At 73.1% G+C, this 22,046-nt stretch carries 20 protein-coding genes; 13 read left to right on the top strand and 7 right to left on the bottom strand.

The features are described 5' to 3' along the window. The first annotated feature begins 14 nt into the window (after window positions 1-14). From I5Q34_RS20525 to I5Q34_RS20515, 3 genes are all read left to right on the top strand, one after another. A complete protein-coding gene (locus tag I5Q34_RS20525) occupies window positions 15-2,411 on the top strand; it encodes a Dyp-type peroxidase (protein WP_199893776.1) in 2,397 nt (798 codons plus the stop codon). Between the two features lie 97 nt (window positions 2,412-2,508). Beyond that, complete coding sequence (locus tag I5Q34_RS20520; RefSeq protein ID WP_234429174.1) at window positions 2,509-3,405, top strand: cyclopropane-fatty-acyl-phospholipid synthase family protein; 897 nt, start codon at window positions 2,509-2,511, stop codon at window positions 3,403-3,405. Window positions 3,406-3,414: 9 nt separating this feature from the next. Continuing rightward, window positions 3,415-4,476, top strand: coding sequence for a terpene synthase family protein (locus I5Q34_RS20515; RefSeq protein WP_199893774.1), 1,062 nt, complete (start codon window positions 3,415-3,417; stop codon window positions 4,474-4,476). On the opposite strand, the gene I5Q34_RS20510 is transcribed toward I5Q34_RS20515, so the two are convergent. Next, window positions 4,458-5,981, bottom strand: a complete 1,524-nt coding sequence (locus tag I5Q34_RS20510; RefSeq protein ID WP_199893773.1) for an APC family permease — start codon at window positions 5,979-5,981, stop codon at window positions 4,458-4,460. The genes I5Q34_RS20515 and I5Q34_RS20510 overlap by 19 nt on opposite strands. Window positions 5,982-6,022: 41 nt before the next feature. Beyond that, on the bottom strand, window positions 6,023-6,985 hold the full coding sequence (locus I5Q34_RS20505) for a hypothetical protein (RefSeq protein WP_199893772.1): 963 nt from the start codon (window positions 6,983-6,985) through the stop codon (window positions 6,023-6,025). A 238-nt stretch (window positions 6,986-7,223) separates the two neighbouring features. Here I5Q34_RS20505 and I5Q34_RS20500 point away from each other — a divergent pair, with 238 nt between their 5' ends. Together I5Q34_RS20500 and I5Q34_RS20495 are read left to right on the top strand one after the other, a co-directional pair. Continuing rightward, window positions 7,224-8,105, top strand: a complete 882-nt coding sequence (locus I5Q34_RS20500; protein WP_199893771.1) for a DMT family transporter — start codon at window positions 7,224-7,226, stop codon at window positions 8,103-8,105. An 18-nt stretch (window positions 8,106-8,123) separates the two neighbouring features. After that, window positions 8,124-8,651 (top strand): NUDIX domain-containing protein, encoded by a 528-nt coding sequence (locus I5Q34_RS20495; protein WP_199894288.1) that lies wholly within the window; start codon window positions 8,124-8,126, stop codon window positions 8,649-8,651. Window positions 8,652-8,881: 230 nt separating this feature from the next. Here the strand turns inward: I5Q34_RS20495 and I5Q34_RS20490 are convergent, their stop codons facing one another. Next, window positions 8,882-9,802 (bottom strand): NADP-dependent oxidoreductase, encoded by a 921-nt coding sequence (locus I5Q34_RS20490; RefSeq protein ID WP_199893770.1) that lies wholly within the window; start codon window positions 9,800-9,802, stop codon window positions 8,882-8,884. Between the two features lie 28 nt (window positions 9,803-9,830). Beyond that, a complete protein-coding gene (locus I5Q34_RS20485; protein WP_199893769.1) occupies window positions 9,831-11,336 on the bottom strand; it encodes an MFS transporter in 1,506 nt (501 codons plus the stop codon). A gap of 134 nt (window positions 11,337-11,470) precedes the next feature. On the opposite strand from I5Q34_RS20485, the gene I5Q34_RS20480 reads away from it, so the two are divergent. Together I5Q34_RS20480 and I5Q34_RS20475 are read left to right on the top strand one after the other, a co-directional pair. Then, window positions 11,471-11,905: a MarR family winged helix-turn-helix transcriptional regulator gene (locus I5Q34_RS20480; RefSeq protein WP_199893768.1), complete on the top strand. Its 435-nt coding sequence runs from the start codon at window positions 11,471-11,473 to the stop codon at window positions 11,903-11,905. A gap of 56 nt (window positions 11,906-11,961) precedes the next feature. After that, on the top strand, window positions 11,962-12,915 hold the full coding sequence (locus I5Q34_RS20475) for an MBL fold metallo-hydrolase (protein ID WP_199893767.1): 954 nt from the start codon (window positions 11,962-11,964) through the stop codon (window positions 12,913-12,915). A 50-nt stretch (window positions 12,916-12,965) separates the two neighbouring features. Here the strand turns inward: I5Q34_RS20475 and I5Q34_RS20470 are convergent, their stop codons facing one another. After that, entirely contained in the window at window positions 12,966-13,571 is a 606-nt protein-coding gene (locus I5Q34_RS20470; protein WP_199893766.1) for a TetR/AcrR family transcriptional regulator, read from the bottom strand. 199 nt (window positions 13,572-13,770) lie between these two features. Between I5Q34_RS20470 and I5Q34_RS20465 the strand changes: the two genes are divergently transcribed. Beyond that, complete coding sequence (locus tag I5Q34_RS20465; RefSeq protein WP_199893765.1) at window positions 13,771-15,060, top strand: serine-threonine protein kinase; 1,290 nt, start codon at window positions 13,771-13,773, stop codon at window positions 15,058-15,060. 103 nt (window positions 15,061-15,163) lie between these two features. Then, a complete protein-coding gene (locus I5Q34_RS20460; RefSeq protein ID WP_199893764.1) occupies window positions 15,164-15,775 on the top strand; it encodes a hypothetical protein in 612 nt (203 codons plus the stop codon). A gap of 428 nt (window positions 15,776-16,203) precedes the next feature. Here I5Q34_RS20460 and I5Q34_RS20455 read toward each other — a convergent pair whose 3' ends face one another. After that, window positions 16,204-16,818 carry a TetR/AcrR family transcriptional regulator gene (locus tag I5Q34_RS20455; protein ID WP_199893763.1) on the bottom strand — a complete coding sequence of 205 codons (615 nt, stop codon included), beginning with the start codon at window positions 16,816-16,818 and terminating at the stop codon, window positions 16,204-16,206. Window positions 16,819-16,935: 117 nt separating this feature from the next. Here I5Q34_RS20455 and I5Q34_RS20450 point away from each other — a divergent pair, with 117 nt between their 5' ends. From I5Q34_RS20450 to I5Q34_RS20440, 3 genes are all read left to right on the top strand, one after another. Next, entirely contained in the window at window positions 16,936-17,457 is a 522-nt protein-coding gene (locus I5Q34_RS20450; protein ID WP_199893762.1) for a DUF2165 domain-containing protein, read from the top strand. A 166-nt stretch (window positions 17,458-17,623) separates the two neighbouring features. Further along, a complete protein-coding gene (gene hmgA / locus I5Q34_RS20445; protein ID WP_199893761.1) occupies window positions 17,624-18,973 on the top strand; it encodes a homogentisate 1,2-dioxygenase in 1,350 nt (449 codons plus the stop codon). A 43-nt stretch (window positions 18,974-19,016) separates the two neighbouring features. Next, complete coding sequence (locus I5Q34_RS20440) at window positions 19,017-19,766, top strand: GntR family transcriptional regulator (protein WP_199893760.1); 750 nt, start codon at window positions 19,017-19,019, stop codon at window positions 19,764-19,766. A gap of 106 nt (window positions 19,767-19,872) precedes the next feature. Here I5Q34_RS20440 and I5Q34_RS20435 read toward each other — a convergent pair whose 3' ends face one another. Then, on the bottom strand, window positions 19,873-20,139 hold the full coding sequence (locus tag I5Q34_RS20435) for a hypothetical protein (RefSeq protein WP_199893759.1): 267 nt from the start codon (window positions 20,137-20,139) through the stop codon (window positions 19,873-19,875). A 237-nt stretch (window positions 20,140-20,376) separates the two neighbouring features. Here I5Q34_RS20435 and I5Q34_RS34885 point away from each other — a divergent pair. Then, window positions 20,377-22,046, top strand: a 1,670-nt coding sequence (locus I5Q34_RS34885; protein WP_234429173.1) for a serine/threonine-protein kinase, incomplete at its 3' end; no start/stop codon positions are given.

The raw sequence follows: 22,046 nt of genomic DNA, 5'->3' as shown, positions 1-22,046 counted from the left end.
GAACGGATCACATCATGGCCAACGACCTCGCCCTGCGCGAGAGCACCGAGATCCAGGGCGACATCGTCGCCGGATTCAAGAAGGACCACGTCCGCTTCCTCCTGATCAACTTCGGTGAACCTCAGGCGGCCCGCGACTGGCTGGCCCGGACGGCTCCCCTGATCGCCACCACCAAGAAGGTCGCCGACTTCAACGCGCAGTACAGCCAGGCGCGCAAGTCGTCCGGCGGCGACAACCCCAAGTCGCTCAAGGCCACGTGGCTGGGCCTCGGCCTCACCTACCCGGGCCTGCAATTCCTCACCGGCCGGGACGATCTGCTGAACGCCGGCGGCGAAGGCAGGGACGAGGACACCCTGGGCGCGTTCGTCCGGGGCCCCGGGGACCCCGCCAAGGCCCTGCGCCTCGGCGACACGGACGACAGCGACCCCACGCACTGGGACTTCGGCAGCCCCTACCGCACCGAGATCCACGCCGTCCTCACCATCGCCGCCGACGACCCGAACGACCTCGACAGCGCCCTCGGGGAGCAGCAGCTGGCGCTGAGCCGGGCCAACGCCTCCGTCGTCTTCGTCCAGGAGGGCCAGCACCTGCACGGGGACGCCGAGGGCAAGGAACACTTCGGCTTCATCGACGGCACCAGCCAGCCGGCCGTCGCCGGCTTCGACGAACCCGAACCCGGCAAGGAGCACTACGCCAAGGGCAAGCCCGGCACCCGTCTCATCCCCGCCGGCGAATTCGTCATCGGCCTCCCGGGAGCCCCGAAGCACAGCCCCGCCACGGCCGCCCGCGACCGGATGCCGTCCTGGATGGGCAACGGCTCGTTCAAGGTGCTGCGCCGCCTCGAACAGGACGTTCCCGGCTGGTGGAACCAGGTCAGCATGCATCTGAGGCGCCTGAAGGACCTCAAGGCCATCACCGGTGACAAGTCCCAGGACTGGCTCGCCGCCCGCTACGTCGGCCGCTGGCGCGACGGCACCCCGGTCACCCTCAGCCCCGACAGTCCCGATCCCTCCGTACCCGCCGACGACTTCGACTACCGGACCGAGTGCCTGGGCAAGCCCGGGTGCACGGAGAACGGCGACGAGGACGGCCTGATCACCCCGCTGTTCTCGCACACGCGCAAGTCCAACCCCCGCGCCGGACTGGTCGAGGGCGGGCTGATCCCCGAGGACCTCATCGACACCGCACGGATCATCCGCCGCGGCATTCCCTACGGGCAGCCCTTCGACCCGATGAGCAACGACTCGGCGAAGGGCCCCGACGGCAAACGCGGCCTGGCCTTCGTCTGCTACCAGTCGGACCTGGTAGGCCAGTTCGAGTTCATCCAGCACGACTGGATCAACGAGACCGACTTCCCGCCCAAGCCGGAGGGTCACAAGCCCGGCCCGGACGCCATGGTCAGCGGCCAGCTCAAGGGCGTGAACGAGGGCAAGGCCAGCTTCGAGTGCCGGAACAACGCCGGCATCCGGCAGGCCGTCCCGCTGGACTTCAAGCCGTTCGTCCGCACCCGCGGCGCGGTGTACGCGTTCGTCCCCTCCATCAGCACCCTCAGACGCCTGGCCCTCGGCGACCCCGAGGCCAAGCTGCCCGAGGAGCTGACGCAGCCGGACCAGCAGGGTCAGGTGCCGCCCCAGCCGGTGCCGGGGCAGAGCGTTCCGGTGGACGCGGTCCTGCCGGTGCCCGACGCGAAGGACCGCTTCTGGACCTTCCAGCAGGGCACCATCCGCGTCGTCCAGATCGGCACCGCCGAACGCGGCTCGCTCACCACCGGTGACGACACGAGGACCGGGGTCGTCGTCGACACCGTCGGCCCGCTCTCCGCCTGGCCGGCGCTGGAGGGCGTGGCCCAGCTCGACACCGTCCTGCCGATCCCCGACGAGCAGCGCTCCGGCGGGAAGAGCGCCTACTGGGTCTTCCACACCCTCAACGGGTCGCAGTACTACCGCTACATCACGATCAAGGACAGCGCGCCGTACACCACCGCCAAGGCGGGTGACGACCAGATGATGGTGTTCAAGTGGAGTTCCCTCAACTCCGCCAATCGCGTGGACGCGTTCCTGCCCGATCCGAGCTGCCAGCCCGGGCCCGACGGCAGCTACCACTACTGGGCCTTCGTCGCCCCCGACGGACCGGGGAACCAGCGCTACCAGCGGATCGCCATCGCGCCCGTCGGAAAGCAGCACGGTGACAAGCTGGTGGGGGACGCCAACCGGATGCTCACGGACTGGAACCCGGCCCTCCAGGGCGTCACGCGCGTCGAGGCGATCCAGGCCGTGCCCGGCAAGAAGAACTGGTACTGGGTCTTCCACGAGAACCAGTACCGGGTCATCACGGCCGAGCCGGGCGAGACGCCCGAGCCGGACCTGATCCGCGACGACCGCCAGACGGCCCCCTGGTCCCGGAAGCCCTGACCCCGCCCCCGGTGGTGGCGGATTCCGGCCCTGCCGTCCGACGTCCCGGGCGCTTATGGTCACTCCGCCACCACCGGGCGGGACGAGGAGCAGCCGCATGACGGGTGCCTTACCGATCAACGTTGTCGACGGCTCCGGCGTCGATCCGTACCAGGCGAAGGTGGAGGCGACCTACGCCGATCCGCCGGAGGCGTGGCGGGCCGTCCTCGGGGACAGCCTGCTGTTCCAGTTCGGGCTGTACGACGACCGGGCGGGGGCCGGGAACTCCCTTCAGGACGTGGGCGTACGGTACTTCGAGCGGCAGCTGGAGCTCGCCGGGCCCTGCTCCCCGGGGCGGATCCTGGACCTCGGGTGCGGCTGGGGGCACGAGACGCGGCTGCTGGCCGAGCGGTTCCCCGGCTGCCCGCGCGTCGACGCGGTCAACGTCAGCAAGGTCCAACTCGACCACTGCGCCGCGTATCTGGCCCGGTACGGCCTCGCGGACCGCGTCCACCTGTACCGGTGCAACGCGCGGGACGTCGGGCTCCTGCCCGAACCCGGCCTTCCGTACGACCTGGTGGCCGTGCGCGGCGTGATCACCCACTTCCCGCACGGCCTCTTCGAGACATCGATGCGCGCCCTGGCCGCGCGGGTCGCCGACGGCGGGACGGTCGTCGTCTCCGACACGCTCTACACGGGCGATCCCGCCGCCTACCGGTCGGACATCCCGGACACCGTGGACCGGATCGCGTGCGGGCACCGCAAGACGCCCGCGTACTTCACCGGCGTCCTGGAGGACAGCGGCTTCGCCGTCGAGGACGTGCGGGTGCTGCCGTCCAACGCGGAGGTGATCCGGTGGTTGCTGGAGGTGCGGCTCAACATCGAGCGCGCGTTTCCGGACGGGGTGGCCGGCGCCCTGGAGGAGCTGCGGGTGGCGGCCGAGAACCTCCCGCGCTCCCTGGCGCGCAACGACGTATCGGTGTACAGCATCATCGCCCGACGACGCGTACGGTGAGGTGATCCCATGGCGATCCTGCACGTGCCCGCGCCGGCCGGAGGGCCGCCCCCGGCCATTCATCCGGACTGGCGGCGGCTGGAGGGGAGTGCCGTCGCGTTCCTCGATCGCTGGGAGCTGTACGCGGACGCCGTCCAGCGCGAGCGTCTGGCCCGTACGGGTATCGGCCGGGTGACCGCCCTCATCTACCCGTACGGACCGTACGAACTGCTCCGGATCGGCGCGGACTTCATGGCCTGGGCCTTCGCGTTCGACGACGAGTACTGCGACGAGGGGCCGTTGAGCACCCGGCCGGGCGAATTCATCAGAACCGTGGCCCGCATGCAGCGGGCCGTCGAGTGTCCCGAGGCCTCCTTCGCCCACGAGGACCGCTACGCCCGGTCCCTGGTCGACCTGCGCGCCAGACTCGCGGCGTTCGCACCGCCCTCGCACGTCGGGCGCTTCGTGGAAGGCGTCCGCACCTATCTCATGGTCGAGATGTGGAAGGCGGTGGACCTGCGCCCCTCCCTGGAGGACGCGGTCGCCATGCGGCTCTTCTCCGGAGGGGGTTGGGTGTTCCCGGTACTGGCCCATGTGATGAGCGGGTCGGCGCTGTCGCAGGACGCGTTCGAGGACCGGAGGCTGCGCGCTCTGGGGGAGATGGTGGCCTGCGTCTGCAACTGGGACAATGAGATCGCGTCGTTCGGCAAGGAGCTGGCGCGCTCCCCCGGCCGTGACCACAACCTCGTCTCTGTGATCGCCCGCGAACAGGGGTGCTCGCCGCAGGAGGCGGTGTCCCGGTTGGCCGGCATGCGACATCGTGTCCTGCGTCTGTTCCTCCGGCTGCGCACCTCGGTGCTGACCGACGCTCCACCGCCCGTCGCCGCCTACGTCGAAGGGCTGGCCCGCTACTGTCGCGGCTGCCTCGAATGGACGCCCAGCAACGACCGTTACTCCTCCGTCGACGGTCTCGGCGGCGACGCTACGTTCACCGCCGAGCCCATCGACGACACCGCCTCCCCCGAGGCGTCCCACGCCCCCCTGGACATCCCCTCCATCGCCTGGTGGTGGCGCTACGACCCCGCCCGCTGACCCTCCTCCGCCGCCCTCTCCAGCTGGAACGCCTCGTTGCCCAGCCCGATCCGCGCGTGCACCTCCGGGCGTACCGATTTGAGCACCAGCCCCAGCACCAGTCCCGCCACCGTCGCCACCAGCACGATGCCGGGCAGCAGCCAGCGCAGCGGGGAGTTTGGGCCCGAGCCGACGAGCGCGTCGAAGTCACGGACCGTGATTACGGCGATCACGGTCAGGGCCAGCCCGGCGACGGCGGAGGCGGCCAGTCGCCACGCCTGGGCGCGGGCGGCGCCGCGGCGGACGAAGAAGACGACGACGCCGGCCGACGCGGCGATCATCAGGACGGTGACGCCCAACGCGCAGACGTTTCCGAGCCAGTTGGACAGCCGCAGGACAGGGGCCGTCGGGTCGCCGGTCGGCTTGTCGTCGGTGGCGGCGAAGACGGCGACGACGGCCAGGGCGACACCGCTCTGCAGGAGCGAGCCGTGGGCGGGGGCGCCGCTGGTGCGGGAGGTGCGGCCGACGGCGGCGGGCAGCAGGCCCTCGCGTCCCATGGCGAAGGCGTAGCGGGCCACGACGTTGTGGAAGCTGAGCAGGGCGGCGAACATGCCGGTCACGTAGAAGAGGTGCATGACGTCGGTGAAGCCGGTGCCGAGCCGGTCCTCGGTGAGGCCGAAGAGGAGGTTCGGGCCCTCCTGGAGGGAGAGTTCGTGGATGCGCGAGGGGCCGGCGGCGACCGTCAGGGCCCAGGCGCTGAGGGCGAAGAAGACGGCGATGAAGCCGACCGCGAGGTAGGTGACGCGGGCGACGACGACGCCCGGGCGGCTGGTCTCCTCGGAGTAGACGGCGGCCTGTTCGAAGCCGACGAAGGAGGCGATGGTGCCGCAGAAGGCGGTGCCGAGCCCGGGGCCGGAGAGGGTGTCGGGGTGGAAGGCGCGCAGCGAGACGCCCTCCGGGCCGGGCGAGCCGAGCCCGGCGACGTCGAAGACGAGGACCATGACGACCTCGATGAGCAGCAGGACGCCCAGCACCTTGACGTTGAGGTCGATCTTCAGCCAGCCGAGCGCGCCGACGACCACGACGGCGGCGAGGGCGGGGACCCACCAGGCGACGGTCACGTCCAGGTGTCGCTTCAGCAGCCCGGACAGCTCGAAGCCGAACAGGCCGTAGATGCAGCACTGCATGGCGCTGTAGGAGACCAGGGCGACGACGGAGGAGGCGGCGCCGGCCGTCCCGCCCAGGCCGCGGGCGATGTACGCGGTGAAGGCGCCGGCGTTGTGGACGTGGCGGCTCATCTCGGCGTAGCCGAAGCTGAACAGCAGCAGGACCAGGCCGAGGATCACGTACAGCAGGGGCGAGCCGACGACGCCGAGGACGCCGAAGGTGACGGGCATGCCGCCGGTGGTCACCATCAGCGGGGCGCTGGCGGCGACGACGGACATCAGGAGTCCGGCCAGGCCGATGCGGTCGGCGCGCAGGCGCCGCTCCTGCCCCTTGAAGGTGTGTATCTCGCCCGTTCGCATGGGTGGGGCCATCCTTGTCGTGTGCTGCTTGGGTGCGGGGGTCAGCGCGAGCCGAGGGCCGTACGGCGGGCGGCGCGGTAGGCCTGTGCGGGGTCGCGGTCGGGGTAGGACCAGGGGGCCCGGGTGACGTGCGGGCCGATCCTGATGAGCAGGGCGGCGGCCTCGGCCAGCCGGCCCTCGTGCAGCTTGGCGTGGGCCAGATAGTTGAGGTCGACCTTGCGCCGGGGGTGGGCGGCGCCGGCGGCCGGGTCGTCCACGTCCCACTCCAGCCACCAGTCGAAGGCGGCCTTGAGCACCTGCCGGGCCCGGCGGCCGGTCCAGTGGCCGGAGGCGGCGGGGTCGCCGGGCAGGGCCCCGGCGCGGGCCAGGGCGCGGTAGCGCTCGGCGTGCGCGACGACGGGCAGGAGGGCGAGGGGGGAGTCGGCGGGGGCCTGTTCGGCGGCCCAGGCGGCGAAGTCGTAGACCTCGTGCAGGGGGTCGTCGTGGTCGGCCTTGTGCCGGGCGAGCCCGGCGGCCATCAGGTGGTGGGCGTGGTGGTGCTCGGGGTGGCGGGCGCGCACCTGGCCGAAGTGGCGGGCAGGCTCGTCCTCGATGGCGCCGGAGTGCGCGAGGAGGAGCAGGGCCAGCCAGGGGGTGGGGTCGAGGGGCGCCATGCGGGCGGCGGCGGCGCACAGGGCGCGGGCCCGCTCGGGGTCCTCCTTGCGGCGGGCGGCCTGCTGGGCGGCGGCGCAGGCCAGGAGGGCGGCGGCGTCGGCGCTGTCGGGCTCGGCGAGCTGCCACTCGCGGCCCCAGGCGATCCCGGCGGCGACCCGGCCGAGGACGAGGAGGCGGTGGCCGCGGCGGTCCCAGTCGTCGCCGGTCTCGGCGAGGAGCCTGCGGGCCTCGGCCCAGCGTCCGCGGGAGAGGTCGTCGCGGACGGTGACCAGCTCGGCGTCGTCCAGCGCGGGGTCGAAGGACGGGCCGCCCCCGAGCCGGGAGCGGCCCAGGGGGCGTGGAGGGGTCATCGGCGAGCGTCCTCCACGGTCCTCCACGGCAGAAGTTGATCACTGACAGCAAAGCGTTAGTCACAGGTTTCCGTCAAGGGCGGTGGCGGGAACCCGCAGGGCGGTCCGGACGGGTCTGGATGAACGTCCGAAAGGGGGGTACTCGTACCGTGCAACGCCCATGAGGCGGCTATCGTTCTCGGGCCAAGTCCCTCGGGTCAAGTCCCCGACCTCCGGCCGGTCTTGAGGTGCGCGACGTATGGTCTTCGCCTTCGCTCTGAGCGCGGCCCTCTGCCTGGGCTTCGGGTTCGTCCTCCAGCAGAACGCGGCGCAGCGGGCCCCCATGAGCGACTTCCTCTCCTTCCGGCTGCTGCTCGACCTGGTGCGGATGCCGCGCTGGCTGGCGGGCCTGGGCCTGATGGTGTGCGGCATGGCGCTGGGCGCGGTGGCACTGGGCAGCGGGGAGATCTCGCTGGTGGAGCCGCTGCTGGCGACGAACCTGCTGTTCGCGATGGCCCTCTCCCGGTGGCAGACCAAGCAGCCGCTGGGCCTGACCGGCTGGGGCGGGCTGTGGCTGCTGGCCGGCGGCGTGACCGCCTTCATCGTCGCGGGGCGCCCGCAGGGCGGGCACTCGGTGACCGACCCGCTGCGGCACTGGCTGATCGTCGGCGTGATGATCGGCGGCGCGCTGGTGCTGGCGGCGGTCTCCAAACGGCTGCGGATGAGCGCGGAGGCGGCGACGCTGGCCGTGGCGGCGGGCCTGCTGTACGGCGTCCAGGACGCCCTGACCCGGGTCAGCGGGGAGCGCTGGACGCACGGCGGCCCGGCCGCGCTGGTCGTCAGCTGGCAGCCCTACGCGGTGCTGGCGCTGGGCGTCACCGGGCTGGTGCTGGTGCAGAGCGCCTTCGAGACGGCGCCGCTGCGGATGTCCCTGCCCGCGCTGACCGCGGCCCAGCCGCTGGCGGGGATCATCTGCGGGGTGGGGTTCCTCGGCGACCGGCTGCGGACCTCGCCGGGGGCGCTGGCCTGGCAGGCGGCGGGGCTGGCGGCGATCGTGGTGGGGATCGTGCTGATCGGGCGGCATCCGGCGATGCCGTCCGGAATGACGGAGGAGAGGGTGCGGGATCTGCAGCCGCGCTGATGTGATGGCCCCATGACCATGGATGCGCAGGGACTTTCGGCCGACGAGATCCTCGACGTCGTCGACGAGCACGACCGCGTCGTGGGGCAGGCGCCCCGGGGCGAGGTCTACGCCCGGCGGCTGCGCCACCGCTGCACGTTCGTGCAGGTGCGGGACGCGGAGGGGCGGATCTTCGTCCACCGGCGGACGGCGCGGAAGCTGATCTTCCCGTCGCGGTACGACATGTTCGTGGGCGGGGTGCTCGGGGCGGGCGAGACGTACGACGCGGCGGCGCTGCGGGAGGCGGAGGAGGAGCTGGGGGTGCGGGGGCTTTCGGCGCCGACGCCGTTGTTCCGCTTCCTCTTCCGGTCGGAGGGGTTCGGGGAGTGGTGGTCGGGGGTGTACGAGGTGCGGTGCGACCTGGCGGTCAGGCCGCAGGTGTCGGAGGTGGCCTGGCATTCCTTCCTCGCGGAGGACGAGCTCGAAGCGCGGCTTCCGGAGTGGGAGTGGGTGCCGGACGGGCTGGAGGCGTGGAGGAGGCTGCGGGCGTGGCGCCGTGACGGGTGATGGTGCCCCCGCCCCGCCCTTTCACCGTTTCTTCCGGGGCAGGCCCCGGGGCCCGGCACCGCCCTCCGGGCGGTGAGCGGGGGCTGCGCCCCCTGCACCCCGCTCCGGGGCTCTGCCCCGGACCCCGCGGGGTGCAGGGGGCGCAGCCCCCGCTCACCGCCCGGAGGGCGGTGCCGGGCCCGGGGCCTGCCCCGGAGGAAACGGTGAAAGGGCGGGGCGGGGAGAAACCCCTACGGCACCAGCACCAGCTTCCCCCGCGTGTGCCCCTCCGCACTCACCCGCTGCGCGTCCGCCGCCCGCTCCAGCGGGAACACCTCCGCCACCTCCACGGACAACCGCCCCCGCTCCGCCAGGTGGGTCAGTGCCGCCAGGTCGGCCGCGTCCGGGCGGACCCACAGCAGGTGTCCGCCCAGTTCCGTCACCGACGGGTCCACGATCGAGACGAGCCGGGCGTCGGGCACGGTGATGTGCTGGGATGTCCGGATCACACCGCCCCCGACCAGGTCGAGCACCACGCTCGCCCCCTCCGGCGCCAGGGCCCGGAAGCGGTCGACGAGCCCCTCCCCGTACACCAGCGGCTCGGCGCCCAGCGTGCGCAGGTACGCGTGGTTGCGCTCGCTCGCCGTCCCGATGACCCGCGCGCCCGCGTTGCGCGCGAGCTGGACCGCCATCGATCCGACCCCGCCCGCCGCGCCGTGCACGAGCACCGTGTCCCGGTGCGTGAGGTGGGCCGCCCGGAGCGCCTGGTAGGCGGTCAGCCCGGCCAGCGGGAGGCCCGCGGCCTGCTCGAAGGTGAGGTTGCCGGGCTTGCGGGCCAGCGTCCGTACGGGGGCGGCCACGAGCTCGGCGTACGTCCCCCGGGAGAGGAAGTCCTCCCGGACGTAGCCGATGACCTCGTCGCCGACCGCGAACTCGGGCGTGTCCGCGCCGAGCCGCTCGACGGTGCCGGCCACGTCCCAGCCGGGGACGACCGGGAAGACCGGGCTGATCATCCCGTCCAGGTAGCCGGCCTGGGCCTTCCAGTCCACCGGGTTGACTGCCGCCGCCCGGACCCTGACCAGCACGGAGTCCGGGCCGACCGTGGGCTCGGGGACCTCTCCGTACTCCAGGACCTCGGGCCCGCCGTAGGCGCGGTAGCTGACAGCCTTCATGTTCGTGCTCCTCGGTTCGGTCTCGTGTTCAGCGCGTGGCGCCTGCGGTTTCAGCGTCCGACGCCGGGGCGGAGCCCGCCACCGCAGCGGGCCGCCGGGCGTGTGTTCCGCGCAGTCCCAGCCATGCGACCAGCGAGACGAGGAGGAACGCGGTGCCGGCGATCACGAAGGTCAGGGTGAACTGTCTCTCGGCGGGCAGCGCGGGCGCGCCCGGCGGCAGGTGCCCGATGCTCTTCGAGGCCAGCACGGTCGTGATCATCGCGCTGCCGATGGCGCTGCCGGTGGAGCGGGAGATGGAGTTGATGCCGTTGGCGATGCCCGTCTGATGCGGCGGCACGCTGGTGACGATCACTGCGGGCATGGCCGCGTAGCCGAAGCTGATGCCGGCGCCGACGAACATTCCGGCGGCGATCACGGAGAAGGCGTGCCCGTGGTCGAGGGCGATCCAGACGAAGCCCGCGGTGCCGATCAGCGAGGCGAGCAGCAGCACCGGGCGCGGGCCGTGGCGGCGCACCAGCTTGCCGCCGACGGGCGCGGCCAGCAGCGAGACGATCGTGCTGGGCAGCAGGAACTCCACGGAGGCGCGCAGCACGGTCGCGTCGAAGCCGTAGCCCGCGATCCGTGAGGGCATCTGCACCAGGTAGGAGACGCCGATGAAGAGGGCGAAGGAGCCGAAGCCGACGAGGAGTCCGGCGAGGTTGGCGAAGAGCACCGGCCGGTGGACGAACATCCGCATGTCCACCAGCGGTTCGCGCACCCGGCGCTCGACGAGGACCCACACGACGGCCGTCACCACGGCGCCGGTGAAGCAGCCGAGGGTGCGGCCCGAGCCCCAGCCCCACTCGTGCCCCTGGGTGATGGGCAGCAGGAGCAGGACGAGGGTGGCGGCCAGGGTGAGGGCGCCGAGGACGTCGGTGCGGCCGCCGGTGGTCTCGCGGGTGGCGGGGACGAGGGCGGCGACGGCCACCAGGGCGAGCGCGGCCAGGCCGGTGGCCAGCCAGAAGGCGCTGCGGTAGTCGGGGTCGTCGCCCGAGGTGAGCAGGCCGGTGGCGACGAGCGCCAGGCCGCTGCCGAAGGCGAGGGTGCCGCTGACCATGGCCATGGCGCCGGGCAGCCTGGCCGGACGGACCTCCTCGCGGAGGACGGAGAGCGCCAGCGGGAAGATCGCCGTGGCGGCGCCCTGGAGCACCCGGCCGACGATCAGCCAGAGCAGGGAGTGGGTCACGGCGGCCAGGACGGACCCGGCGACCATGACGACGAGGACGCCGACGAGCGTCTTCTTCTTGCCGTGCTGGTCGCCGAAGCGGCCGAGCAGCGGGGTGAAGACGGCGGCGGAGAGCAGGGTCGCGGTGGTGACCCAGCTGACGCTGGCGGAGGAGGTCTCCAGGTCGTTCCGGATGAGGCCGAGGATCGGCACGACCAGGGTCTGCATCATCGAGACCACCATCGCCGCGAGGCTCAGGGCGAAGACGGTCAGGGTCTCGTTCCTCGGTGGGCGCGAGGGGGTCGGCGAGGACGTCGGCGGGGGGTTCATGGGAGCGCTTTCCTCCGGTTGCTTCATGACATTGATGCTTGAAGTCATCAAGCAACCGGGCAAAGCTAGACCCGATACTTGAAGTAGTCAAGTTAATGTTTTAGGGCCTCAAGCTCTTGAGTAGACTGGGCCGCATGACCGCCCCTACCTCCCCGACCAAGGCCCGGCTCCTGGAACTGGTGGCGGCCCTCGGCACCGCCCAGTGGCAGGACTTCTCCGCCTCGGCGGCCCGGCACGGCCTCACCGGCGTACAGGCCAAGCTGCTCGCCCACCTCAAGGGCCCGGTGCCGATGCGCGGCCTCGCCACCCTGCTGGCGTGCGACGCGTCCAACGTCACCGGCATCGTGGACCGGCTGGAGGCCCGGGGCCTGGTGCGCCGCGAGCCCGACCCGTCCGACCGCCGGGTGAAGAACGTGGTCGCCACGGACGAGGGGCTCGAGACGATCCGCCGGGTCAGGGCCGGGATGCACGCCACGCACACCGCCCTGGACGCGCTCGGCGAGGAGGAGCGGACCGCGCTCTACGCCCTGCTGGAGCGGCTGCGGGACGGGCTGCGGCCGGGCGTCTGACCTCGGCGGTTCCCCGTATTCTGACGGCCTGTCCGGTGATGAGGAGAGGCGCGCAGATGTCGAGCAGTACCCGTACGTCCCCGACCGCCGAGGCCGCGCACGGCCCCTCGGCGGTCCCCGAGCCCTACACCGTGCCGCTGGCGCCCGGGGTGAGCGCCTACGTCCAGCCGGACGGCGGCTGGTGCCTGAACAACGCGGGGTTCGTCACCGACGGGGACCGGACCCTGCTGATCGACACCGCGCCGACCGTGCGGCGCGCGGAGCTGCTGCGCGACGCGGTCGCGGCGAGCGGGGCGCCGGCGCCGTCCCTGGTCGTCAACACGCACCACCACGGCGACCACACGTACGGCAACGGCGTCTTCGCCGCCGACGGCGCGACGATCATCGGCCACGCCGGCTGCCGGGAGCAGACGCTGGCCGTCGGCCACCAACTGCACGCGATCTGGCCGTCGGTGGAGTACGGGGACGTGCGCATCACGCCCGCCACGCTCACGTACACCGACTCCCTCACGCTGCACATCGGCGACACCGAGGTGCGGCTCTTCCACCCCGGCCCCGCGCACACGGTGGGCGACACGGTGGTCTGGCTGCCGCAGCGGCGCATCGTCTTCACCGGGGACCTGGTCTTCAACGGGGGCACCCCGTTCATCCCGTTCGGCTCGCTGGCCGGGTCGCTGCGGGCGCTGGAGGTGCTGCGGGGGCTGGACGCGGAGGTGGTGGTGCCGGGGCACGGGCGGGTCACGGATCCCGGGGTCTTCGACACGGTCGAGCGGTATTTGCGGTTCGTGGAGGAACTGGCGCGGGAGGGCCGGGCGGCGGGGCGCTCCCCGCTGGAGGTGGCGCGGGGCGCGGATCTCGGGGAGTTCGCGCAGTTGCAGGAGAGCGAGCGGCTGGTGGGGAACTTGCACCGGGCGTATGCGGACTTGGACGGGGCGCCGCTGGATCTGGCGGCGGTGTTGCGGGACATGGCGACGATGAACGGCGGCCGGCCGCTGGCCTGCCACGCGTAGGGATGCGCCCCGGACCCTCCCCCGGAGAGGGAGGGTCCGGGGCAAACCCCCTACGGGCGCAACGCCCGCAGCAGCAAGTCCGCCAAGTGCTCAGCAACCTGACGGGACGTCAGCGGGCCATCCGGCCGGTACCAACTGCTCAAGTGGTGCAACGACCCGAAGTGGTAGTCCACCACCAGATCCGTCGGCGTCCCCCCGCTGAACACCCCCGCCCTCTGCCCCTCCTCGATCAGCGCGCGGAAGCGCTCGTGGTACCGCCGCCGTTCGGCACGCACCTGCCGGTACTTCTCCGGCCCGAGCTGATGCATCGACCGGAAGAAGATCTTCGTGTCGTCGAGGTTCTCGATCGTCGTCACCGCGACGTCCACCGCCGCCGCGCGCAGCCGTTCCTCCACCGGCGCGTCCGACGCCGCCACCGCGTCGAGCCGTTCCTGCTGCACCCGCAGCACCCGCGCGTAGATCTCGTGCAACAGGTCGTCCTTCGACCCGAAGTAGTGGTACAGCGCCCCCTTCGTGACCCCGGCCGCCTCGACGATCTCCTGGACGGACGTCCGGTCGTACCCCCGGTCCGCGAAGAGCCGGGTCGCGGCGGCCAGCAGCCGCTGCGGCACCGGCCGGTCGCCGGGACAGGTCTTCGTTCTCCTCGTCGGCCCCAATTGAACCCCACCCCTCTTCAACTGCGGTGCCGCGCCGGGCACGCGGCCTCCCCCGGGGGATCTTGCCACCCACCCGTTCGAGAGCTCGCGGCGGTGTCCGCACGCCTGCCCGTCGCACGGAATCCCACCCCGCCGCCCCCTGGACAGGCCCCCTTGACAGCAGGACCATGCGCTCCACACCGGAGGGGTAGGAGGTGTCATGGCGGGCACGAGCGTGCGGCCGTACTGGGAACTGACCTTCGACAAGAACGGGCGCGCGGACCGGCGCGAACTGGACGCCCTGCTCCGGGGCGTCGCCGACGAACACCTCACCGATCTCGTCGTCTTCGCGCACGGATGGAACAACACGCGCTCGACGGCCACCGGTCTCTACGACGCCTTCTTCGCCAAGTTCCCCGACCGTCCCCGCCTCGGATTCTGCGGGATCATCTGGCCCTCGATGCGGTTCACGGACGAAGGGGTGCCCGACTGGCTGCCGTTGGCCGCCGCCCCCGACCGGCCGGGGCTGCCGCCCGGCACCCGGGAGGCCCTGGCGCTCGCCTTCCCCGACCGGGACGCGGTCATCGGCCGCCTCGCCGAACTGGCCGAACGGCAACCCGCCGACCGGGCCCGGCTGGAGGAGTTCACCGGGCTGGTGCGCACCCTGGTCAGCCCCCGTCCCCGGGAGGCCGACCGCAACGGCACGGACGGGGCCTGGGTCCGGGACACCGACTCGGAGCCCACGGTCCCGGTGATGTTCACCCAGAGCGCGGTGGAGGTCTGCGACGCGTTCGCCACCGCGCTGGAGTCCCTGGCCCCGCCGGCCCCCGGCCTGTTCGGCGGCGTGCTCAAGCGGGTGTGGCGCGGCGCGCTGGAGCTGCTGCGGCAGGGCACGTACTGGGAGATGAAGCGCCGGGCCGGCGTCGTGGGCCGCCAGGGCCTCGGCCCGGCACTGGGTGAACTCGCCGCCCGGGCACCGGAGTTGCGGGCGCATCTGGCGGGGCACAGCTTCGGCGCCCGGCTGGTCTCCTTCGCGCCCGGCGGACTCCCCGACGGCGTCCGCGTCCAGTCGCTCACCCTGCTCCAAGGCGCCTTCTCGCACTACGCGTTCACGCCCCGGCTGCCCTTCGCGCCCGGCCGCGCCGGCGTCCTGAGCGACGCGCCGGCGCGGGTCGCCGGCGCCGTGGCCTGCTGCTGGTCCCGGCACGACATGGCGCTCGGCACGCTCTACCCGATCGCCTCCCGGCTGTCGGGGGACTCCGAATCGCTGCTGGGGCTGGACGAGTCCCGGTGGGGCGCCATGGGCCACGACGGCATGCGGGCCGTGCCCGACTGCGCCGCGCTCCCCCTGGCCGAGGCCCTGGCGGACGGCCTGCCGGCGTCCGGCTGCGTCAACGTCGACGCCGGCGAGGTCGTCCGGCGCGGCGGTCCGCCCTCGGGCGCGCACAGCGACATCTGCCATGCGGAGCTCGCCCGTGTCGTACTGATGGCCGGAGGGGGCATGCGTTAGCGGAGCGCGGACCTTCCGCGCCGTGCGGAGGGATCCGATTCGCACCGCGATACGTCCCTTCCACGTTGGTCGTCCGAGTCCGCACCGCCGGAGGTGGGATGCAGTGGCAGGTTTCAGAGCTCTCGCACGAGAGGTACGCAATCCGGGAAACACCATCGCTCTGCGACGGACGTCCCTGCGCAAGTGCCTCGAACGCTTCGCCCCGTACGGACACCGGGCCACCTGGCACCACCTGTGCGCCCAGGCCGGCTTCGCCCCCGACGACCGCTCCCCCGACCCGGCACGGCTGGTCCGGGCCCTGACGGAGCTGGAGGAGGCCCGCGAGGTCTGGCTCGCCTACGAGGCCGAGTTCGCCGGCCGGCGCCGGCGGGAGAAGCACGACGGGATCCGCCAGCCCGGCGCGGTGGACGAGTGGCACCGCAACACGTGGGGCGGCTGTGACATCGTGCCCTGCGCGACGCCCGCCCTGGCACCGCGGGCCCGGCTCGCGGACGTGCTGCGCCGGGTGATCCATGCCATGGAGTCGGCGCCGGGGGACCACTGCCCCGTCTGCGCCCAGGACCGCATCGAATGGCGCACGGATCTGGAGCGTTACCCGCTGGAGGGGCCGGTGTGCGCGGACTGCGGCATCGTGGTGCCGGTCGCCGTGCTGACGCCGGTGGCGCTGTCGGCGGCTCGGCGGTACGCGTTCGAGCCGCGGTTCGCGGCGGTGTGAGCGCGGTGGTGTGAGGCGGGGGTCCCGCGGCGGCCGCGCGTCGCGGGACCGCTGTGCGCGGTGCGGGACCGCTGTGCGCGGTGCGGGACCGCTGTGCGCGGTGCGGGACCGCTGTGCGCGGTGCGTTGGGGGTGGAGGGTGCCCCTGGCCCGCCCTTTCACCGTTTCTTCCGGGGCTGCGCCCCGGGGCCCGTAACGCGGCTTGATACGGGGTCCGGGGCGGAGCCCCGAAGCGGGGTGCGGGGGCGCAGCCCCGCAAGGGGGCCAGGGGCGAAGCCCCAGCAGGGGCGCAGGGGGCGGAGCCCCCGCTCACCGCGCGGAGCGCGGTGCCGGGCCGAGGGGCGGAGCCCCCGCTCACCGCGGCGAAGCCGCGTTGCGGGTCCGGGGCTTGCCCCGGAAGAAACGGTGAAAGGGCGGGCCAGGGGCAACTCACCCCCCACACCCCACCATCCGCAACGCCAACCCCGCATACAACTCCCCCACCTCCCCCGGACTCCGCTTCCCGTCCTCCCGGAACCACCGCGCCACATCCACACACAACGACAGCACCGCAAGGCTCGTCCCCGCCACATCCACGACGTCGAACTCCCCCGCCGCCACCCCGTCCTCGACGATCGCGCGCACGGCCGCGTCCGTCTCCCTCCGCATGCCGACGATCTCCGCGTGGTGCTCCTCGGCGAGCGCCCCCAGTTCGTACTGGACGACACGTGCCGTCGTGTGGTGCTCCGCGTGCCAGCGCACGAAGGTGCGCACCGCGTCGGCGAGGCGCTCGGCCGCGCTGCCGCCGCCGTCGCGCGCCCGGCCGAGGATGTCGAGGGCGAGCCGGTGGCCCACGCCGCTGATGCGGTAGAGGAGTTCTTCCTTGGTGCGGTAGTGGATGTAGAGGGCGGCGGGACTCATCCCGGCCCGGCCAGCGATGTCCCGCGTCGTGGTCGCGTGGTAGCCGCGCTCCGCGAACGCCTGGACGGCGGCCGTCAGCAGCCTCCGGGCCGCGTCCGGGGTGACGTCCGCCCACTCCTCGGTCCGCCCGGCCTCCGCGTCCATGCGTCCCCTCCCCTTCCGGCCCCGCCGGGGCCCCGTCGGCAGGACGAACACCTTACCCGCAGCCTGAGCAGGCGCTTAGGGGGCGTACGAAGCGCCGCCCGTGGGCATGCTCGCCCCATGCGGAAGCCGGCCGTGCTGGGGGGCGGACTGCCCGTGGCGGCGACGGCGCTGACGGCCACGGTGGCGGTGTACATCCTGCTCGTCGTCCTCGGCAACGTGACCGACTTCGACACCAACCGGGACTTCGTCCGTCACGTCCTCGCGATGGACACGACGTACCGGGACGAGGACCTGATGTGGCGGGCCGTCACCTCCCGAACGCTCCAGGACCTGGCCTACCTCCTGATCATCGCCTGGGAGGCGGCGACGGCCGCCGTCCTGCTCGCGGCGACGGCCCGCTGGGCGCGCGCCCTGCGCCGCGGCGGGTACGAACGGGCCCGCCGGACCGCCACGTTGGGGCTGGTGATGTTCCTGCTGCTGTTCGGGCTGGGGTTCATCGCCATCGGCGGCGAGTGGTTCGCCATGTGGCAGTCCCCGCGCTGGAACGGACTGGCCGCCGCCCAGCGGAACTTCCTGGTGGCCGGGCTGACGCTGCTGGTGATCCACCTGCCCGGACGCCGGGACGCGGACCGCCTCTGAGGCTCGCCCCGCATCCACGCGCGGCCGCCTTCCCTCACGGGCACCTCCACGTCGTCCGCCATCACACCCGCCCGTCCGTCCGATCACACCCGCCTGATCCATTGACGCACCCCGCATCAAAATCCTACGGTCGTCCATAGGATTCCTCCGGCAGTGGGAGCACACGATGACCGGCACGGACAACGAGCAGGCGCGGAAGATCGCGGAGGGGCTGGCCTACCAGCCCGGTTTCGGCAACGAGCACAGCAGCGAGGCCGTTCCCGGCGCCCTGCCGCAGGGGCGCAACTCGCCCCAGCGCGCGCCCCTCGGGCTCTACGCGGAGCAGCTGAGCGGCACCGCCTTCACCGAACCGCGGAGCGCCAACCGCAGGTCGTGGCTGTACCGCGTCCGGCCGTCGGCCGCCCACCCGCCGTTCTCCCGCGTCGACAACGGCGGGCTGCGCGGCGCGCCCTTCACCGAGACCGTGCCCGACCCCAACCGGCTGCGCTGGAACCCGCTGCCCGAGCCCCCCGAGGGCACCGACTTCCTCACCGGCCTGTGGACCCTGGGCGGCAACGGCGACGCCACCCAGCGCACCGGCATGGCGATCCATCTCTACGCCGCCAACTCCTCCATGACCGACCGGGTGTTCAGCGACGCGGACGGCGAGCTGCTGATCGTGCCCGAGCGCGGCGGGCTGCTGCTGCGCACCGAGTTCGGGCTGCTGCGCGCCGAGCCGGGGCACGTGGCGCTGATCCCGCGCGGGGTGCGCTTCCGGGTCGAGCTGCTGACGGAATCCATCGGCGGGCAGAGCCCGACGACCGCCCGCGGCTATGTCTGCGAGAACTACGGGCGGCCGTTCGTCCTGCCCGACCTCGGCCCCATCGGCGCCAACGGCCTGGCGAACGCACGGGACTTCCTCGCTCCGGTGGCCGCGTACGAGGACGTCGAGGGCCCCGTCCAGGTGGTCAACAAGTTCTGCGGCAACCTGTGGGCCGCGACGTACGACCACTCGCCGCTGGACGTCGTCGCCTGGCACGGCAACCACGTCCCGTACGTCTACGACCTGCGCCGGTTCAACGTCATCGGGACGATCAGCTACGACCACCCGGACCCGTCGATCTTCACCGTGCTCACCTCGCCGTCCGACACCCCGGGGCTGGCCGGCGTGGACTTCGTGGTCTTCGCGCCGCGCTGGCTGGTCGGCGAGAACACGTTCCGGCCGCCGTACTTCCACCGGAACGTGATGAGCGAGTACATGGGCCTGATCGAGGGCGCCTACGACGCGAAGGCGGAGGGCTTCGTGCCCGGCGGCGGCTCGCTGCACAACATGATGTCCGCGCACGGGCCGGACCGGGAGACGTTCGACAGGGCCAGTGCCGCCGAGCTGAAACCGCAGAAGATCGACGACGGGCTGGCGTTCATGTTCGAGACCCGCTGGCCGGTGACCCTGACCGGGCAGGCCGCGGGCGCCGGACACCTCCAGACGGGCTACGACGACGTGTGGCAGGGTCTGGAGCGGCACTACCGCCGCTGATCCGTTCCCACCCGCGAAAACCGCCCGCAGAGCCGGAGTTCCCGTGACCGTCTTCGCCCCCGACTCCCTCGCGCTCAACCGCAAGCTGCCGCTCTGGTACCAGGTGTCCCAGTCGTTGCGCGCCTCGATACTCGGGCGCCGCCCGGAGGACCCGCTGCGGCTGCCCACCGAGGACGCGCTCGCCGCGCACTACGGCGTGAGCGTGCTGACGATGCGGCAGGCGCTCAAGGAGCTGGAGACGGAGGGGCTGATCAGCCGGCACCGGCGGCGCGGGACGTTCATCGAGCCGAGCGCCCGCCGGGGCTCTCCCGTACGGCTGCTGGGCTCGGTGGACACGATCGTCGCCCAGCAGTCCGGCGAGCGCACCACCGTGCTCGGCCACGGCCCGGCCCCCGTCCCCGGCGACCTGGCCGAGCACTTCCCCGGGCTGACCGAGGCCGTCGCCTTCCGCCGGCTGCGCCGGGACGGCGAGACGGACGAACCGGTGAACTGGGCGGAGAACCTGGTGCACCCCGAACTGGCCGGACGGATCGACCTGGAGGACCTGGCGCGCTGGCCGATGACCAAGGTGCTGCGCGACGCGCTGGGAATCCGCATCAGCCGCATCACGGACACCGTGGAGGCGCGGCTGGCCGATCCGGAGACGGCCGGACTGCTCCAGGTGCCGCTGCTCAGCCCGATCCTGCACTACACGGGGGTCACGTACGACGAGGACGGTCGCGTCGTGGACGTGGCGCGGATCCACTACCGCGGCGACCGCTTCTCCTTCACCGTCACGGTCGACGCGCACTGACGCGCACTGCCGCGGCCGAGGTGGGCACAAGGCGATTCGGGTGGGCGGCCGGCGGCGCGGGAACGGGCCGAGGAGCGGGGGTGCCTGGTGCGGGACCGAGGGAACGTCAGGGGCGACTGCCGAAGAGCGAACGGCGCAGCCGTCGCAGGGGCGCGAACAGGGACACCCGCGCCGTACGGCTCGGTCCGGCCGCCGGCGCGTGGTCGCGCGCCGTCAGCTCGCGCATCAGCAGGGTCGCGCCCTCGACCTCGCGCCGGTCCAGGGCGGGACCACCCAGCACCGCGAGGTGGCGGTCGAGGCGTGCGCTGGACGCACTGCTCCCGCAATTGATGGCAGGCACACGCGGCCTGCTGCGCATTGCTATCTGGTCCATGAGACTCCCCACCCGTACGAGGCACCCGGCCAAGGCAGGGTAACCCTATCGCCCCATCGCGTCACCCGCGCATTCGCGAACGGATTCACCACCCCGTCAAGGGGGTTGACGCCCCTGGCGTGAACCTGACGTAATCCCAGCTCCGCGCGGGTTTCCGGAACGTTCCCGACCGGGCGGAAATCACCCTCTGTTGCGGTACATTCACCCCCAATTGCTCTCCCGGGGGAGGGATGCGCGATGACCGGGGACTCCGGGGACTCCGACGGGCGCGTGCTCGCGGGCCGTTACCGGCTGGCGGACGAGCTCGGGCGTGGCGGGATGGGCGTCGTGTGGCGGGCCCGGGACGAGGCGCTGGGCCGCGCGGTGGCCGTCAAGGAGGTACGGGCGCCCGCCAGGCTCCCGGCGGACGAGGTGCACCGGCTCTACGAACGGCTGGAGCGCGAGGGGCGCGCGGCGGCCCGGATCGCGCACCGCAACGTCGTCACCGTGTACGACGTGGTCCTGGCGGACGGGCGGCCGTGGATCGTCATGGAGCTGGTGCCCGGCCTGTCCCTCGCGGAGGTCCTGGACGCCGAGGGGCCGATGGCACCGGCGCGGGCCGCGCGCATCGGCGCCGAGGTGCTCGCGGCACTGCGGGCCGCGCACGCCGTCGGGGTCCTCCACCGGGATGTGAAACCGGCCAACATTCTGCTCGGCAACGACGGGCGGGTCGTCCTCGGCGACTTCGGCATCGCCCTGATCGAGGGCACCTCCGCGCTCACGGCCACCGGGCAGCTGATGGGCTCGCCCGAATTCCTGGCCCCGGAACGGGCACTGGGCCGCCCGCCCGGCCCGGCGTCCGACCTGTGGTCGCTCGGGGTCACGCTGTACGCGGCGGCGGAGGGCCACTCGCCCTTCCGCCGGGACACCCCGCTGACGACCGTACGGGCCGCCGTGGACGAGGAGTTGCCCCCGCCCCGGCGGGCGGGCCCGCTGGCCCCCGTCCTGGAGGGCCTGCTGCGCAAGGCCCCGGAACAGCGGCTGCCCACCGGGGAGGCCGAGCGCCTGCTGCGCACGGTCGCGGCCGGCGGGACGCCGGGCGCGACGCGGGACGCGTCGTCCGTGCCTACGGTTGTGGCGCCGACGGGCGGGCCACGTGGGCCGGGCGGGCCCGGCGATCCGCGTGGCCCGGGCGGTCCGGACAGTCCTGGCGGGCCTGACGGCTCGGGCAACCTGGGTAATCCGGGCGGCTCGGGCGGCTCAGCAGGTTTATACGGCCCGAGCGACCCGGTGGATCCCTATGGCTCGGGCCGCCGGGAAAACCCCTACGGCCGGAGGGGCCGGGCGGATTCCCATGGCTCGGGCGCCCCCGACAGCTCGCACGGCTCCGGCAGCCCAAGCGGGCCGGTCGGTTCGGGCAGTCCGGACGGCCCCGGAGGCCCTTACGGCTCGGGCGGCTCCGGCGGCTCCGGTGGCTCACGCGGCTTCCGCGGTCCGGGCAGCCCGGCAGGTCTGTACGGCCCGGACGGCTCAGCGGATTCCTACGGCCCGGGGCACCCGGCAGGTTCGTACAACCCCGGTGCCCCGGCTGGTTCGCACGGCTCGGGCGATCCCGCCGGTCCGTACAGCCCGGGCGGTGCGGCCGGTTCGTACGCCCAGGGCGGTCCGGCAAGCCCTTCCGGGCCCGGTGGGCCGGGAGGCCCCGGCCGCCGGGACGGCGGCGCGCCCGGTTCACGGCGAGCCGTGACCCTGCTCGTCGTCGCCCTCGCCGTGGCCGCGCTCCTCGTGGCCGGGCTGGTGTGGGCCCTGGTGGGGCGGGACGGCGGGGGCGAGGAGCCCGCCCGGGGCGGCGGCACCACCGGGGCGGCCCCCGGCGCGCCCCCCCCCCCCCCCCCCCCCCCCCGGGGCCCCCCCCCCCCCCCCCCCCC

The organism is Streptomyces sp. AV19 (genome assembly GCF_015999245.1).
GTDB lineage: Bacteria > Actinomycetota > Actinomycetes > Streptomycetales > Streptomycetaceae > Streptomyces.
Note: the sequence above shows the minus strand (reverse complement) of the source record. Positions and strands in the feature narration are given on the sequence as shown.

Bases quoted from the DNA above. Each gene is read 5' to 3' on its own strand.
- I5Q34_RS20525 (WP_199893776.1), top strand. From the start codon at position 15: ATGGCCAACGACCTCGCCCTGCGCGAGAGCACCGAGATCCAGGGCGAC.
- I5Q34_RS20520 (WP_234429174.1), top strand. From the start codon at position 2,509: ATGACGGGTGCCTTACCGATCAACGTTGTCGACGGCTCCGGCGTCGAT.
- I5Q34_RS20515 (WP_199893774.1), top strand. From the start codon at position 3,415: ATGGCGATCCTGCACGTGCCCGCGCCGGCCGGAGGGCCGCCCCCGGCC.
- I5Q34_RS20510 (WP_199893773.1), bottom strand. From the start codon at position 5,981: ATGCGAACGGGCGAGATACACACCTTCAAGGGGCAGGAGCGGCGCCTG.
- I5Q34_RS20505 (WP_199893772.1), bottom strand. From the start codon at position 6,985: ATGACCCCTCCACGCCCCCTGGGCCGCTCCCGGCTCGGGGGCGGCCCG.
- I5Q34_RS20500 (WP_199893771.1), top strand. From the start codon at position 7,224: ATGGTCTTCGCCTTCGCTCTGAGCGCGGCCCTCTGCCTGGGCTTCGGG.
- I5Q34_RS20495 (WP_199894288.1), top strand. From the start codon at position 8,124: ATGGATGCGCAGGGACTTTCGGCCGACGAGATCCTCGACGTCGTCGAC.
- I5Q34_RS20490 (WP_199893770.1), bottom strand. From the start codon at position 9,802: ATGAAGGCTGTCAGCTACCGCGCCTACGGCGGGCCCGAGGTCCTGGAG.
- I5Q34_RS20485 (WP_199893769.1), bottom strand. From the start codon at position 11,336: ATGAACCCCCCGCCGACGTCCTCGCCGACCCCCTCGCGCCCACCGAGG.
- I5Q34_RS20480 (WP_199893768.1), top strand. From the start codon at position 11,471: ATGACCGCCCCTACCTCCCCGACCAAGGCCCGGCTCCTGGAACTGGTG.
- I5Q34_RS20475 (WP_199893767.1), top strand. From the start codon at position 11,962: ATGTCGAGCAGTACCCGTACGTCCCCGACCGCCGAGGCCGCGCACGGC.
- I5Q34_RS20465 (WP_199893765.1), top strand. From the start codon at position 13,771: ATGGCGGGCACGAGCGTGCGGCCGTACTGGGAACTGACCTTCGACAAG.
- I5Q34_RS20455 (WP_199893763.1), bottom strand. From the start codon at position 16,818: ATGGACGCGGAGGCCGGGCGGACCGAGGAGTGGGCGGACGTCACCCCG.
- I5Q34_RS20450 (WP_199893762.1), top strand. From the start codon at position 16,936: ATGCGGAAGCCGGCCGTGCTGGGGGGCGGACTGCCCGTGGCGGCGACG.
- hmgA (WP_199893761.1), top strand. From the start codon at position 17,624: ATGACCGGCACGGACAACGAGCAGGCGCGGAAGATCGCGGAGGGGCTG.
- I5Q34_RS20435 (WP_199893759.1), bottom strand. From the start codon at position 20,139: ATGGACCAGATAGCAATGCGCAGCAGGCCGCGTGTGCCTGCCATCAAT.